Origin of the sequence: Flavobacterium sp. HTF (assembly GCF_003105115.1) — a bacterium.
Lineage (GTDB): Bacteria > Bacteroidota > Bacteroidia > Flavobacteriales > Flavobacteriaceae > Flavobacterium.
On record NZ_QETH01000112.1, the window covers coordinates 1 to 12,468 of the forward strand.

At 31.7% G+C, this 12,468-nt stretch carries 15 protein-coding genes; 7 read left to right on the top strand and 8 right to left on the bottom strand.

The window, feature by feature from the left end; all coding sequences use genetic code 11:
• Positions 1–985, top strand: a 985-nt coding sequence (locus DCO46_RS20330) for a serine hydrolase (RefSeq protein ID WP_116754313.1), incomplete at its 5' end; no start/stop codon positions are given.
• A gap of 54 nt (positions 986–1,039) precedes the next feature.
• A complete protein-coding gene (locus tag DCO46_RS20335) occupies positions 1,040–1,633 on the top strand; it encodes a hypothetical protein (protein ID WP_116754314.1) in 594 nt (197 codons plus the stop codon).
• 226 nt (positions 1,634–1,859) lie between these two features.
• Here DCO46_RS20335 and DCO46_RS20340 read toward each other — a convergent pair whose 3' ends face one another.
• A complete protein-coding gene (locus DCO46_RS20340; RefSeq protein WP_116754315.1) occupies positions 1,860–2,372 on the bottom strand; it encodes a response regulator in 513 nt (170 codons plus the stop codon).
• A gap of 345 nt (positions 2,373–2,717) precedes the next feature.
• Positions 2,718–3,251: a hypothetical protein gene (locus tag DCO46_RS20345; protein ID WP_124019586.1), complete on the bottom strand. Its 534-nt coding sequence runs from the start codon at positions 3,249–3,251 to the stop codon at positions 2,718–2,720.
• 52 nt (positions 3,252–3,303) lie between these two features.
• Between DCO46_RS20345 and DCO46_RS22810 the strand changes: the two genes are divergently transcribed.
• Positions 3,304–3,456 carry a hypothetical protein gene (locus DCO46_RS22810; protein ID WP_165829031.1) on the top strand — a complete coding sequence of 51 codons (153 nt, stop codon included), beginning with the start codon at positions 3,304–3,306 and terminating at the stop codon, positions 3,454–3,456.
• A 105-nt stretch (positions 3,457–3,561) separates the two neighbouring features.
• Here DCO46_RS22810 and DCO46_RS22815 read toward each other — a convergent pair whose 3' ends face one another.
• The 3 genes from DCO46_RS22815 to DCO46_RS20360 form a co-directional block, all read right to left on the bottom strand.
• Entirely contained in the window at positions 3,562–4,041 is a 480-nt protein-coding gene (locus DCO46_RS22815) for a helix-turn-helix domain-containing protein (protein WP_165829033.1), read from the bottom strand.
• A gap of 1,008 nt (positions 4,042–5,049) precedes the next feature.
• Positions 5,050–7,317, bottom strand: coding sequence for an ATP-binding protein (locus DCO46_RS20355; protein ID WP_116754318.1), 2,268 nt, complete (start codon positions 7,315–7,317; stop codon positions 5,050–5,052).
• A gap of 106 nt (positions 7,318–7,423) precedes the next feature.
• Positions 7,424–7,855, bottom strand: a complete 432-nt coding sequence (locus DCO46_RS20360; RefSeq protein WP_165829035.1) for a response regulator — start codon at positions 7,853–7,855, stop codon at positions 7,424–7,426.
• 326 nt (positions 7,856–8,181) lie between these two features.
• On the opposite strand from DCO46_RS20360, the gene DCO46_RS20370 reads away from it, so the two are divergent.
• Both DCO46_RS20370 and DCO46_RS20375 read left to right on the top strand, forming a co-directional pair.
• Entirely contained in the window at positions 8,182–8,586 is a 405-nt protein-coding gene (locus DCO46_RS20370; RefSeq protein WP_116754321.1) for a helix-turn-helix domain-containing protein, read from the top strand.
• 178 nt (positions 8,587–8,764) lie between these two features.
• On the top strand, positions 8,765–8,992 hold the full coding sequence (locus DCO46_RS20375) for a hypothetical protein (RefSeq protein WP_116754322.1): 228 nt from the start codon (positions 8,765–8,767) through the stop codon (positions 8,990–8,992).
• A 50-nt stretch (positions 8,993–9,042) separates the two neighbouring features.
• Here the strand turns inward: DCO46_RS20375 and DCO46_RS20380 are convergent, their stop codons facing one another.
• The 3 genes from DCO46_RS20380 to DCO46_RS20390 are packed head-to-tail and all read right to left on the bottom strand — an operon-like array spanning position 9,043 to position 10,670.
• Positions 9,043–9,318, bottom strand: coding sequence for a hypothetical protein (locus DCO46_RS20380; protein ID WP_116754323.1), 276 nt, complete (start codon positions 9,316–9,318; stop codon positions 9,043–9,045).
• Between the two features lie 2 nt (positions 9,319–9,320).
• The gene (locus DCO46_RS20385; RefSeq protein WP_116754324.1) at positions 9,321–10,235 is read right to left on the bottom strand and encodes an ATP-binding protein; all 915 of its coding nucleotides are present in this window, start codon (positions 10,233–10,235) and stop codon (positions 9,321–9,323) included.
• A complete protein-coding gene (locus DCO46_RS20390; protein ID WP_116754325.1) occupies positions 10,236–10,670 on the bottom strand; it encodes a hypothetical protein in 435 nt (144 codons plus the stop codon).
• Between the two features lie 447 nt (positions 10,671–11,117).
• On the opposite strand from DCO46_RS20390, the gene DCO46_RS20395 reads away from it, so the two are divergent.
• Together DCO46_RS20395 and DCO46_RS20400 are read left to right on the top strand one after the other, a co-directional pair.
• The gene (locus DCO46_RS20395; RefSeq protein WP_116754326.1) at positions 11,118–11,852 is read left to right on the top strand and encodes a hypothetical protein; all 735 of its coding nucleotides are present in this window, start codon (positions 11,118–11,120) and stop codon (positions 11,850–11,852) included.
• Between the two features lie 5 nt (positions 11,853–11,857).
• Positions 11,858–12,283, top strand: coding sequence for a hypothetical protein (locus DCO46_RS20400; RefSeq protein WP_116754327.1), 426 nt, complete (start codon positions 11,858–11,860; stop codon positions 12,281–12,283).
• Positions 12,284–12,468 lie beyond the last annotated feature (185 nt).

Here is a 12,468-nt window from a genome sequence, read left to right on the forward strand (position 1 = left end):
AAAAAGTGAAAATAAAACCATTGGCTATGAGATTTTTACTGAAAAAGAACATAAACCATCGATTGTTTATGATCCGCCTATGCCTTTTGCAGCTGGTGGAATATACTCAACTGTTGAAGATTTAAACAAATATTATAATGGACTAAAAAATTACAAAATTATCTCCAAAGAAAGTTTAGAAAAAGCATATACACCTTTCAAAAAAAATTATGGTTATGGTTGGATTACAATGCCAATGTTTAAAAAAAAGACAGTTGGTCATAGTGGTTACGCAGCTGGTTTTTGTAGCAATTTTGTTCAAATTCCCGAAGATGATATCTGCATTATACTGCTTACAAATACAGAAAGAGGTTTAAATACCGCCACTTATGCTATTATGAAAACTTTGTATAATTTGTATAATAAAGATTATAAAATTCCGATTGTAGCCAACATGAGCCCAGAATCTTTAAAGGAATATGTGGGAACTTATCAAGTAGAAGACGATTTTGTAATTTACCTTACAACTGAAAACAATAAATTAAAATTGCAAAGTGGAAACGGGCCCACAACTATTCTATATCCTGTAAAAGAAAATTTATTTTACGCTGAAGAATTAATGGGTGATGTAATTTTTGAAAGAAACAATACTTCACAAATAGAGTCATTAAATTTTCATGTAGGAAATCAACTAAAAACAGCAAAAAAAATATTTCCTTCCTGGGGAATTGTAGGAACTGCCACAGAAAAAGGCTGGGAAGGTCCTGATGCAAAACTTTTTGAAACTGAAACAAAAGGAATTTGGACAATTAAAGATGTGACTTTAAAAACAGGAGAATTTAAATTTCGTTTTAATGACGATTGGACTTTAAATTTTGGAAAAGATATGAGCGACGGAATAATGCCAAAAGGAGATAACATAGAAATTTTAACAGGCGTTTACGATATTACTTTGGACATAACTGATTACGAAAAACCAAAATACAAAATTTTTAAGAAAAGTTAAAATCAGCCTACAACAATACAGTGGTAAGTTTTAATAAATCGAAAATTGAATCTAATGAAAAAAGAGCTTGTAATATTTATTTTCTTTATTTTAAGTTGTAAATCAACAGCACAAACAACAAGATATGAATTAATATTTAGAGGTCCAATTTCGAGCAATCAAAATCCTAAACTTGTAAGTAACGAAAATCGAAATTCGAAAGACAGCTTAAACTATATAATCATAAGAGGAAAATATATTTCAGGCTCAAAACACGTAGAAATTTTACAAGACAAAAACACAAAACTTTATTATTGGAAACAATTTCATCCAAATGGAAATTTGAAAGAAGAAGGAATAATGACTAAAGATAATAGAATTTGTATTGGAAAATGGAAAATCTACCTGGAAAACGGAAAACTAGACAGCATAACTGATTATGATAAAAAATTAAAAATATCATATTACAAAGCACTCGAAATCGCAAAATTAAATGGCTATGAAATGCCCGAATTAGAAGTTGATTTAGAAAAAAATGAAGAAAAACTTCAATGGCAGTTTACCAAATGGAATGATAAAGATGGTAGTGGAACTGCTAATATAATTTTTGTAGATACAGAAAACGGCAAAGTTTCAAAACCAGATTATCAATTAGTCAGAAAATTTTAAAAAAATTGACATAAAAAAAATAGCCCCGGCATCTGGATTGTTTCCCACAATGAGCCGCCAAGGTTTACCTGCCGTTTTGAGGACAGGAAGTTCCATTACCAAAGGACCAACACAGGTCTTTTAGATCCCGCGGGCGATCGCGGTGAGATTCAATTACAGCAGAAAAGAGAAATATGGCTCACCCAATACCACAAGGAAAAAATAAACGGTAACCTGCAAAGAGTCCTTAGGAGTCCCCTCGGGTTACATTCTTCTCGGATACAAAAAATAAATTTCTGACCGGATTCAGTAAAGCTTGTGTCCAGTGCAGCAGGAATACTTTCTTGAGAATCAGCACAAAACCGGTAAAGGAATGAGGTTTCTCGACATAGAGGCCCGCCCCTTTGGCAAAGGTCTCTTCAATGTCGGCAGGGTGATTGGATGTTGAGAGCATAACGGCCGGGATGTCTTTGAGCTTCTCATCGCTTTTTATTTCGTCCAGCGCCTCTTTTCCTCCTTTAACAGGCATATTGATATCGATAAAAATAATATCCGGTGTGGGCTCGGACTCATCCTTCAGGTTCTCCAGGAGCTCCTGCCCGTTTCCAACCGTTGTCACCTCTGCAGGTACCTCTGCCACATTCAGCGCATCCAGGAACAACTCCTGATCATCTTTATCATCTTCGGCCAGTATAATTTTGACCGGTTCCATTTCTTTCAGGTTTGCAGAATCTGCGAATGGATTTTGAGAACTTATCATATTAGGGAGGTTTACAAATGCCAAATGTACACTATTAAGTGTTTGCTACATTTCAAATAACAAAAAATCTAATCATCAATACTAAATTATACCATGGCATGTTCTAAAAAAAAACGGAATGCTGAACCGTGTTAACCCAGCTGTAAATCAGTATCCCGCTACACATTTCTAACTTTATATTACTTCCAGCGGGTAATTCTTAGCGACACCCCAGGATTTATTTAGAACCATTAAATTAAAAGATTATGACAACACAGGAAAATTATGATAATTATCCTCAGGATGAGAATAATTACCGCATGGAGAAACCTCGTTTCAGATATGGTTAGAACGAGGTTTCGTTTTTTAATGTACCAATGATTTAAGATAAATTGTAAACAATAAAGGCAATACAATTGCAGAAACCCGTAATATGTTTTGTAGAATTTTACTTTTAAATTTTATATGTGGCAAATTAGATTTTGTCTTTAGAAAAAACACAACAAGCTTTTTAAAATCCAGTATAATCAAAAATAAAACTCCAATGGTCAACAATACCGATTGTAACAATGCACCTGCATTCATTTGATAAAAAAGATTAATTAAAGTCAGATTAAACAGCATGGAAAACAGGATTATTGCTCCAATCAACAACGTCTTTCTAAACAGTAATAAATATCCTCCTACTATTTGTACCACTGCTATTATCAGACCAAAAGCATGCGAATATCCAAAATAAAACCAGGTAAGCCACTCGCCTGTTTGCTGGTTCATGGGCATATTTGAAATTTCCTCTGGTACAATGAACTGAAGTCCATAAAATTTCTTCCAGCCAAAAGCTGCGATGTTGAAGGCTAAGCAATATCGAATTCCACTATACAAAAAATCATATATACTCATTGAATTGATCTTTTGTTTTTTTTCTAAAAATTGCCAAATCAGTGGAAAAAAAATGGCTGTTAACAAAAAAATTCCGATTAAGGAAAAGACCATGACAGGAGGAAGCCATCGAATATTTCCACCATTACCAAGCAATAATAATAAAGCGGTAAGCTCGAGGCCAAAAATTATGGACGTGAATGTTTTCTTTCCAATTGAACTTTGAATTACTAAGGATGTTTGTTCTAACATATCTATCGTTATTTGAATTAATATTCTGCAAATTTGAATATTACTCAAACACTGAATGTTCGGATGTACCCTTTCGAACCTAATTAACCGTATCTTTTGTCAGGACACCGTTTGCTTTTACAAATTGAGTAGGAGACATTCCTGTAAATTTTTTAAAAGTAGTATTAAAAGTAGTTTTCGAATTAAAGCCGGATTCATAAGCGATTCCTAATATGTTCAATTGATAGTACTTGTTTGACAGCAACAATGACTTTGCTTCTTCAATACGGTATCTATTTATATAATTATAAAAATTATCCTGATACAATTCATTGATAACAAACGAGGTTTCGTTACAGCTGGCATCTAATCTTTGTGCTAATTTAGGCAGGCTTAAGTCATTCTCAAGATAAACTTTTTCAGAGCCGGTAAGTATTCTTAATTTTTCATCCAACTCTTTTAATCGTTTTCCCGCTACTCTTTTTGGGCTTTCTTTTTTAGATACAATTGATGACAATTCATTTAATTCACTTTTGGTGAAATCGAAAATTTCATTTTGCTGCATAGAAAAATAGGCCAAAAAGAAGACACTTAGAAGATAGGTGAAAGGTGTAAATTGAATTAAGTATCCTAAATTAAAAAATATGAGATTGAACCAAACCACTATTATCAACAGCAAAATCAATAAAAAGTATTTTAGCCAGACAAGATCATTTTGCTCTGTTGAAGATGAAATTTGCCGAAGATTTCTTAGATGCCTGTGCAATTTCACAAATGAGACTAACCAATAAATTAACGCTTGTACAGGCAATGTCATTTGCAAAACGAAAAAAAACATTCTAGCGGTTTGTGGGCTAAACTCAATATTTTTTCCAGTAATAAAAAATGGGATCCTGAAAATGAAAAAAAATACAAAAGGTAGAAAATGCCATAGCATTTTGTATTCAAATTTTTTATTTACAGATGTAAAATAAAGAATGCTAAAATATAGTAATGGAGCTGTCAGAAAACGTGAAAGCCCTATCATTTCATACAAATTGGGATGTCTTAAATTAAAATTATTATAGAATAAGGGGATTTCTATCATTTCCAAACCTAAAGTAATAATAAACAAACCCAGGCAGGTGTTAGCAATAAAATTTACTTTACGAAGATGTGCAAGCAATAAAAATCCGAGTAAAAATGCCGCTCCCGAGGTAATACTCATTATTATGGGAAAGTTCATCATATTAATTCCATTTAATTTAATCTTGCGACGCAATATAATATTGGATCAAGATAAATCTTATAATGTTTTTAATCAAGTTTTTAGCGCAATTAATTGACCTGTTTCCCGGACAAGCAAAAAACTAATTCCTGAATATCACATTTATGTATCAATACAATTAGTTTCATTTGTAATTGTTTGCCAATTCACATGTAAGTATTAAATCTTTTAGCTTTTTGTAAAGATTTAATGACACTTTTCTATGTTGTATATTTTATGTTTATGACGTGAACCAGTGGCAATCATATCGAGCTGGAGTTAACTTCAATTCTGCCTCTTATAGTGAATCATGGCAATTTAATATCACAATTTAAGTGAATTTTAAATAGAGATATCTGCCTTATCACACGGAAAATAAATGGTAATACAAGTCCCCTGTCCCAATTTTCCTTCTGCAGTAATTGTTCCGCCTAATGTCTGCATGATTTTTTTACACAATGCCAGCCCAATTCCAGATCCGCTGTATTCCTGCTGAGTATGAAGACGTGTAAAAACTTTAAAAATAGATTCTGCGTATTTTTGATCAAATCCAATTCCATTATCTGAAAATTTAACCCAGTTATAATATACGTTAGCCTTATTATTTATAATTACTGGTTCCTGCGAAGCTGTAATTTTTATTACAGTTGATCGATCAGGAGAAGCATATTTTAAGGAATTTAGAATAATATTTGAGAATAACTGCTTCATCAGAAACGCTATTGCATTAACTTCTGGAAGTTTAACACTTTCAATCACTGAACCGCTTTCTGAAATCAGCTCGCTGAATTCATCTATTACTGTATCAAAAATTAGATTGAGATCTATTTTTTCAGTGGCTTCTTTAGTGTTTTTAATTCGGGTATATTTCAAAATATCCTGCAAAAGTTCACGCATCCTTGCAGCAGATTTTGAGACACGTTCCAGCGAATCAAAATCGGGATCTTCCGGGTTACCGCTCTTTTCTGTAAGCAGCTTAGAAGTAATCATCTGTATTTTTCTCAAAGGCTCCTGAAGATCATGAGTACTAATCCAGTTTATATTTTCTAATTCAGAATTGGTCTCTTTTAAAATATCACTTTGAAGCCTGTATTTTTCCTCTTCCTCACTTAACAGAATCATCATTAGACTATTGTGAAGTGAATGTGCATATTTTGCAGCTGAATTTATTTCGTAAAGTTTCCAGATACTACTCTGTCCTTTAACAACCTGTTTCCAGATATTAAATGAGTTTCTTGGATGCAAACCGTTTTTATCTTTAACTATGCTTTTTTCCGGATCACCTGCCCAGTTGATTTCTGAGACAGTTTCTGGTCTGTACCATATAATATGATTTGAATTGCCAAGAGAATGATAAACTACTCCGGCAAAATTGGAACATTTTTCAAATTCAGGAAAATCATCGCTTATTTTTCTGTTCGTGTAAAATTCAGCCGATTTCTTATTCTCCAACTGCTCAACAAAAGCTTTTATCTGATCATCTGACGGTGTTAAACCATTTTTATAAATTTTATTTCTAAACTGTATAGAAACTCCTCCCGAATTACATAAAGACATCAACTCGGGCATTTTGATAATAGTATTTAAAGACTCTTCAGCCAGTGGAAGATCAAGAGCCGTTAAGTGCTCTAATGCCTCAATTGACTTCTTAGAATCGATATTTTCATCATTTGATTCTCTAATATCAATCTGAGACGTGATAAACTGACCCTGAAGCTTTGCAGCAAGCCGTAATTCTGGAGAAATATTCTTTTCCGAATAATGATGACAAGCAATAAGTCCCCATAAACGGTCATGATGAATAAGTGAAATAGTCAGCGTTGCACCAACACCCATATTTTTGAGATATTGCACATGAATAGGAGATGTACTTCTTAAAATCGAAAGACTTAAATCAAGGTTTTTATCCTCCTTATTATCAATAGTAAATATAGGAACGGCCTCGTAATTAATATCGACAATCAATCTAAGCAAATTCTTGATGTACAATTCCCTCGCCTGCACAGGAATATCTGTATGCGGGTAATGCAATCCTAAAAATGGCTCCAGATCTTTCCTGCAGCTTTCAGCATAAACCTCACCGTTATACTGCTCATCAAAGCGATATATCATTACACGATCATATCCTGTTATTTCCCTTGTACCCTCTGCTACAAGCGCACAAAGATCTTTTAGTGATTTTGTGTTATTCATCTGTGTTACAAACTGAATAGTCTGTGTATAAATGTCGGCCAAAATCTGTTTATCGAACTGAGCCTCGGCTTCTAAAACATAAGTATCACCGCTCTTATGAATATTGACCTGAAAATTTTTCTCTAACAATTCAATTTCCAGTGGAAACACATCTTGAACGGTATCTGAATTTATATAATTAAAAATACGTTCTTGTGCTTTAATGCCAAAAACAGTTTCAAATTTATTTCCTAGTGCCTGTGTGTAACTTAGATCTATGAAAGACGAAATATTACTGGTACAGTAATCAATTATCCAATCATTAGTAAGTCCCATTAAAAAACCATGCGGTTGAATCATTCCGGGAATATGTATGGGTTCCTGGTCGCAATTGGTCAATGTAACAAGATCTCGGTTAACTATATCTTTAATCTTCATTAAGTAACTAAATTTAGAGAGTGCACTATATATGCTCTTAATAGTGTCAGTAGAATAATTACAAATAGTATCATTTTGTGCAAATTAAAATGATTTGTTTATTTATCTAACTAAATGTATAAATGTTTTCGGGTAAATTGGAGCGCATACTTTCCAGAGTATTTTTCAAATTGGCCTGAACTCCAATGCAAAGCTGCTGCATTATTAATTTTAATTCACTAAAGTCAGAAGGCTTAACAATATATGCTTCGGCACCCAAAGAATGAGCTTCACCTATACCTTTCACTCCATTGGAAGTTGCCATCATAATGACCGGTACATTTCCAAACTTCGAATCCAGCTTAATAAGTCTCAATAGTTCCCAACCATCCATTTTTGGCATTCCGGCATCTAACAATATCAAATCAGGAAGTGAATCCAATTCGGAAAGTAAATTAAGTGCTGCGTCACCGCTATCCACAAATTTAACCGCAAAAGTTTCTTCTGTTCCCTTCATTGCCCACCTGAAGAACTCCGCATCGTCACAATCATCATCCACCAGTAAAATTATTTTTTTATTCATTTTTGTTAATATAGTATTACAGCAATATTCTTTTAGCTACAATGATGTAAGTAAAATTAAGTATACAATCTATGTAAAGCAAGAAAAACAGAAGTTTATTCCTTGATAAAATCCCATTTCTAACGAAATGATTTTTTTTTTTGTTTTCTATTATAACGAATAACCTAAAGAAAATAGATGCTGAAATTTTGATCCTATTGTATTTTAAAGTTTGGATAAGGGATATTTTTTTATCTTTGAAACTCAGGATTTTTAATACAAATGGCTTTATCTTTGAGCCTTTAGAAAAATTGACATTCATTATGGAACAGAAAATACATCAGGGAAGAAACGTAAAACGTTTCAGAGAAATGCTCAACATAAAGCAGGAAGCGTTGGCTTATGATCTGGGAGAAGACTGGAATCAGAAGAAAATTTCTATGCTGGAACAAAAAGATGTAATTGAAGACAAACTGTTGAAACAAATTTCGGCAGTATTAAGAATTCCGGTTGAAGCTTTTCAGAATTTTGATGAAGAACAAGCGGTAAATGTTATTTCTAATACTTTTGGCGATAATGGTATTGGATATCAAAAAAATGACAACCCTATTTTTAATCCTATAGAGCAAGTGCTAAAATTGCACGAAGAAAAAATTGCGCTGTACGAGCGTATGCTGAAAGAGAAAGATGAAATGATGGAGAGGTTTGAGAAACTGATTAATAAATAAACGTGTAGAAAGTCTTTAGTTACTTATTTGGACCCGGGTCCGCCCGGCGACTCCACAAAAAAACCGTGTATTACAGGTGTTTACAATGAGTTTTTAAAACTTGAGAACAAAAGTTAACAGAATTACAAATAATTGATTTAATGTCCCCGTAAACATTTTAATTTTTAAACAAATTAAAATGAAATCAATTTGCACAATCCCAAAGCTTGTCAGGTATGACGATCTTTCTAAACCTTGGTTTATATTTTTTAGATTTAGTGGCAAACTCTTCCGTTACAAATACACAAGACTTGATGCTTTGGGTGAATTATATGAACACACATCAAAAATGATGACTCTGCGATATGCAAAAGTTGTAAAAGAAGTTGATAGAAATCAAATAATGGAAAAATCACCTGACTCTTAAAATTTACATTGATAAAAAAAAGCCACTAGTTTGAAGTGGCTTTTTAATTCTTAGTTTTCTAATTCCGTTGAAATACCTTCATTTACAGAAAAATTAAATAAGTCGTTGTTATTTCTAAAACTTATTTTTTCATTGAATTGCTCCTTTAATTCTTTATATAAACGACCAAATATTATTCTTGCTGCCTTTGTTGAAATTGTAACATCTTTTGCATCGATTATAATGCTTTCACCTTTAGTCAATCCTTTTTTGATTATATCATAAATCTCACCACTTCTATTGTCAGTAGCTATTACATTACCGTAATTTGAAAGAATTAATTCCATTGTTAAATATATTTTATTTTGTTAGTAAGAATCTCACTTATTAACGCTCCCATTTCATCTCTAATTGGAACCTTCACGTACAAGACTGTTCCTTTCCACTTAGAAGATGCTAAGATAGTTACTTTTCCTTGAATATTTCGGTAAATATATCCTCCTGTATGCAAAATTAACTTCCCTTTAAGTTTTGTAACTATTTCATTTACTAACCACAAACCGGTTCCACAGTGTCCCTTTTCGATTTTTGAAGATACACCCCTCTTAAACGCATTAAGTATTAAATCTTTATCTTTTTCTGATTTATACTTTTCTCGCATCGTTCCAATTATTCCCTCGGAAGTATCAACTGAAACAATTTCTATTTTTCCACTATTACCTTCAGCCATCAAAATAGACTTATGATCCGTTGCGTGAGAATAAAAATTAGAAGAAATTTCAACTATAAGTGTTTTAATACATTCAACAACATCTTCATTAATAGCGCTATAATAATCTTTAATTGTTTTGTAATATTTCTTTTCGATAGAGTCTATATCTTTAAAATCCACTCGACTTATAGGATGAGGAGCAATAAAGAAATCTTCTTTTATCACCGGTTTTATTTGTGAATATAATTTCTCTCTATCTTTCTCCTTTAAAAGAGCAACCAATAAATCATTTAAGTGGTATTTTGTAAAAAGTTCCGCTATTATATTTAAGTTAGCTTGCGGGTCTTGCAAACAATTCTCATCTATTGTATATGCTAATGATTTATAAATTACCAATGCAGCAATAGAAGTAAAATCATTTTTATTTATATTAACTTCAAAAATGTAGTTTTTAATTCTTTTACCTTTTAAGTCAAATACGAAGCTGAATTTAGCTATTAATTGGGTTATATTATTTTCATCGTACTTACCATTTATAAGAATTTTTCGCATTTATTTTTTGAACTCTGATTTAAATTTTTTGATTAATTTATTTTCTAATTCTCGATCTCTAGTCGTTATATTAATTGATATTTCTAAAAGATAATCCGCAAATTCATTACTGATCTTTAATAAATCGTCAGAGATGTATAGATAATTTAGAATTGTAAAATTTTTAATTCTGGTATATAAATCGATACAAATTTGATCGTTAATATTTCCAATCTTAACTGTATTCATTAAGTGAAAAAGTTGAGATTCAAAATCGACATGTTTTTCGACAATACGTTTGTTCTTTTCTATTATAAAATCATCGTTTCTTTTATGTTTTCTTTGAATAAAATAAAATATCCCTCCGGAAAACACTGTATTTAAAAATAACTGAGGAACTGGTCCTATAGTTATTGAATTTATAATATCTGACAATGATGATAAAACGTCTTTCATTAACTATAAATATCTGATTAGTTGTGGCAAATTTAATATTAAAATATTCTTATTCTGTTAAAATTTTTGTTATTGTACTAATTTTTTTAAAGAATAAACTACATTACTTTTTCTTTCACGCTCTACGAATTGTTCTTCTCCCACTCTACTAAGTGTTCTTCTTTTCCCGATCGCGCGGATTTGTAATCCGTGCCTGCAAAGTATATCTTAACAGATTTAAAAAAGAAAATCCAGTTTTTATTAATATAGGAACGAGCATAGTAAGAATTTCCGTGCTATCGTTACGCATATCCGAGAGATCGGGTTGAATTACACATCAATAAATAGTAGAATCTATACAAAAAACAATATTTAGACTTTTAGTGATATTTTTAAATCTTATTCTGGACATGATAGTTATTTGTATCTCTCAAATTTGAGAGATACTTAAATAATTACCTGCAAAATATGAATGAAGATATTTTTAAAACAAAAACTGATTTAGATCCTTCAGAATACAAAAAATTATTTGGCGACCCTTTTTGGAATCAACAAGGAGATCCAAAAGCTAGAAGCTTCTATCTTCAGCTGAGCGAAAAAGAAAAAGCTTTAATGTTAAAAAAGAATTATCTTGAAATGATTAAAAAAGCCAGAGAAAGAAATTTTAATATGGCAGCTGATTGTTTACAATGGTGGTTAGACGGATCAGGATTTACTAAAAACATTGATATTAATTGGCTTAGAGGAAATAATGAGGTTATTGTTGCTGAAAATGTAAATATTGAACGATTTGAGGAAAGACTGGGACTTGAAAATTTTGATGAAAAGTTAATTAAAAATGGAGATTTTGCAGAGTATAAAAATGAATTGCAACGTCAATTTGTTGGCGGTATTTTTCGTGAATTATATTATGTTTGTGGTACAAGTACAATAACCTCAAAGGCTAATTTTAAAATTACCCGAGTAAAAGATAACTTTGTATTATCAGGAACAATAATTCATTATTGGTGGGATAGATACGACTGGCACAAAGGAGCAAATGCTTACATAAATGGTTTTGGGTATGTTAATGACTCAGATGCTCTGTTAGTAGAAAAACATTGCGGAGCAAAACCATATGAAATGAGAAGTCAATGGCAACAAAGTTTTAATAAAACTTTTAAATCTGGATTTTTTGGAGGGTTAAGTGTAAAATTGAAATAGAAGAAATGAAAAAAAAAATATACGTAGTTTTAGCAATTTTAATTATTTTACTCTCGGTTTATTTTTATTGGCAAAATAGATATGTAGAACTTCGTCCTGTGCTTGTAAATGAAGATTTGCGAGAACCAGTATTATTTTCAGAAACATTTCATAATCAATTATTTAAAATCGCAAAACCAAATGAAATTCCGCCAAATTTTTATAAAAATATAAAGTGGGTTCTACAAAGAGAACATCAAGAATATATTGTAAAAAACGGAGTGATTTATATCCGGTATAAATACATGAATGATTACGAAATGATTTGGAACCATACTACTAAAACAAACAATCTAGAATGGTTTAAATCACAAAGAAGTATGGATAGCATTAATGGCGAATACAAAAATGCAGAAGAATTAGATAGAATTATTAAGGGCTTTCGTGATTAACTAGTTGGATATAGTATCTCCCGCTCTCCGAAGTATTTTTCTTTACGCTGCGCAAATGTCTCTGACTTTGCGTAGTTTTTCATGAGAACACTTTGGAGAGCGGAGTTTTTTTTCTATGAAGTTTTTATTTTGTATTATTCAATTTCAACTACTGCTTCGACTTGAATATATTTATCTTTGCAATT

Excerpts from the sequence above, each read along its gene's own strand:
- DCO46_RS20335 (WP_116754314.1), top strand. The coding sequence starts at position 1,040 with ATGAAAAAAGAGCTTGTAATATTTATTTTCTTTATTTTAAGTTGTAAA.
- DCO46_RS20340 (WP_116754315.1), bottom strand. The coding sequence starts at position 2,372 with ATGATAAGTTCTCAAAATCCATTCGCAGATTCTGCAAACCTGAAAGAA.
- DCO46_RS20345 (WP_124019586.1), bottom strand. The coding sequence starts at position 3,251 with ATGAGTATATATGATTTTTTGTATAGTGGAATTCGATATTGCTTAGCC.
- DCO46_RS22810 (WP_165829031.1), top strand. The coding sequence starts at position 3,304 with ATGGCTGTTAACAAAAAAATTCCGATTAAGGAAAAGACCATGACAGGA.
- DCO46_RS20355 (WP_116754318.1), bottom strand. The coding sequence starts at position 7,317 with ATGAAGATTAAAGATATAGTTAACCGAGATCTTGTTACATTGACCAAT.
- DCO46_RS20370 (WP_116754321.1), top strand. The coding sequence starts at position 8,182 with ATGGAACAGAAAATACATCAGGGAAGAAACGTAAAACGTTTCAGAGAA.
- DCO46_RS20375 (WP_116754322.1), top strand. The coding sequence starts at position 8,765 with ATGAAATCAATTTGCACAATCCCAAAGCTTGTCAGGTATGACGATCTT.
- DCO46_RS20380 (WP_116754323.1), bottom strand. The coding sequence starts at position 9,318 with ATGGAATTAATTCTTTCAAATTACGGTAATGTAATAGCTACTGACAAT.
- DCO46_RS20385 (WP_116754324.1), bottom strand. The coding sequence starts at position 10,235 with ATGCGAAAAATTCTTATAAATGGTAAGTACGATGAAAATAATATAACC.
- DCO46_RS20390 (WP_116754325.1), bottom strand. The coding sequence starts at position 10,670 with ATGAAAGACGTTTTATCATCATTGTCAGATATTATAAATTCAATAACT.
- DCO46_RS20395 (WP_116754326.1), top strand. The coding sequence starts at position 11,118 with ATGAATGAAGATATTTTTAAAACAAAAACTGATTTAGATCCTTCAGAA.
- DCO46_RS20400 (WP_116754327.1), top strand. The coding sequence starts at position 11,858 with ATGAAAAAAAAAATATACGTAGTTTTAGCAATTTTAATTATTTTACTC.